The sequence below is a fragment of the Xenorhabdus bovienii genome (assembly GCF_024721015.1).
In the GTDB taxonomy this organism is placed as follows: Bacteria; Pseudomonadota; Gammaproteobacteria; order Enterobacterales; family Enterobacteriaceae; genus Xenorhabdus; species Xenorhabdus bovienii.
This window is the reverse complement of the sequence record NZ_JANAIF010000190.1, coordinates 1-1,768: the sequence shown is the minus strand read 5'-3', so window position 1 is coordinate 1,768 and position 1,768 is coordinate 1. Positions and strand designations below refer to the sequence as shown.

The 1,768-nt window shown below is 47.3% G+C and carries 1 protein-coding gene; it reads left to right on the top strand.

The genetic code is table 11. The features are described 5' to 3' along the window. Positions 1–132 precede the first annotated feature (132 nt). Positions 133–1,749: an IS1634 family transposase gene (locus tag NXS07_RS19810; RefSeq protein ID WP_038209388.1), complete on the top strand. Its 1,617-nt coding sequence runs from the start codon at positions 133–135 to the stop codon at positions 1,747–1,749. The last annotated feature ends 19 nt before the right edge of the window (positions 1,750–1,768 follow it).

Genomic DNA, 1,768 nt, shown 5'->3' with positions numbered 1-1,768 from the left:
CCGTCATTCCGCACCTCATTCCTGATTTAAAAATCATGTGATTTGCCGCACGCTTTGTTGATTTACTCCTCAAATCAGATTGACGGCAATCTTCGGTTTTGATCTATTACTTCTATTTACCGGAAGCCCAACATGTCTCTCTCTGAACCTGCCATCAAACGTCTCGATCACCTCGGCCTTGTCGCCGCTTTTTGCCATGAGATCGGTTTACCCCGCATGATTGATGCTATTTTGCCTAAATATGCAGAGCATACGGTTTCTCATGGCGAGGCTCTTTTAGCGATGATCCTCAATGGGTTGGGTTTCCACAGTCGAACGCTCCATATGTGCCCTGATTTTTTTAAGCACAAACCCGTTGAACGCCTGATTGGGGTGGGAATTATGGCTGAACACCTCAATGATGATGTGCTCGGCCGCACGCTGGACGCTTTGTTTGACTGCGGTGTCTCTGAAATTTATCAGGTTATCGCTGAGCGGGTTATTGATAAATTGGCATTAAAATCCGATTCCGTTCACCTTGATATCACGAGTTTTCACGTGGATGGTGAGTACAAACTCCCCGATGATGACGAGACAAAACGCCTCGTTTTGGTGCGTGGTTACAGTCGTGATCACCGTCCTGACCTGAATCAGGTTGTGCTGCAACTTATCTGTGAAAATCAGGCGGGGATCCCCGTATACATGCAGGCGATGAGCGGAAACACCAACGACACCAAAGCGTTTGCAGAGACGACGAAACATCACATTGGCTGCCTGAAAGCGGCCCAAAACAGCCGTTATCTGATTGCCGATGCCGCGCTTTATACCCAAGAGACACTGGCCTCACTTCATCAACAAAATCAAAAATTTATTACCCGGGTTCCGTTAACCATTAAAGAGGCGAAACAGCACCTGCTGACGGTTAATACCGACCAGTTACAACCGGTTACAGAAGGTTATGCCGGTCATTGGATTGAATCTTGCTACGGGGGCGTTCCACAGCGCTGGTTACTGGTCAACAGTGAAGCGGCGATGCAGTGTGAACATCAGACTTTCAGGAAAAATACGCGGATTTCGACGGAAAAAGAACTGAAACAGTTCGAAAAACTCAGCAAAAAGTCGTTTCCCTGTGGTGAAGATGCTTTGCAGGCATTGTGTGACTTCGAAGCAGAATGCCAGTTTATCGGCATTGAGGCCCCCAAAGTTCAAAAAATCGAGGTGCATAAGGGGCGAGGCCGCCCGGCTAAAGGTCAACATCCCGATAGTGTTCATTATCAGCTTTCTGCCTCGGTCTACAGCCAACTGGGGAAAGTGGCTTATGCCCGCCTCAAAGTCGGCATGTTCATTCTGGCGACGAATGAAATGGACGATAAGGCGCTGAATATGGAAACTCTGCTGGCTAATTACAAAGCGCAACAAAAAGTCGAGCGGGGTTTCCGTTTCCTGAAAAGTCCGGAGTTTCTGACTTCAGCGATTTATTTGAAAAAGCCAGAACGCATCGAAGCGTTATTAATGATAATGACATGCAGTTTAATGGTTTATGCTGCACTGGAGCATAAAATCCGCACCGGACTGAAGCAAAATGCCCCGTTCTATCCCGATATGAAAGGTAAACCCACCCAATCTCCCACGGCGCGTTGGGTGTTTTTGACCTTCGAAGGGATTAGTACTTTCGAGTTTCAGGAACACCGTATGGTGACGGGAATACAGGTGTATCAAAATGAACTGCTGAAAATATTGGGGCAACCCTATGAATCATTTTATTCCTGAAAGTGGTGCGGAATGTCGG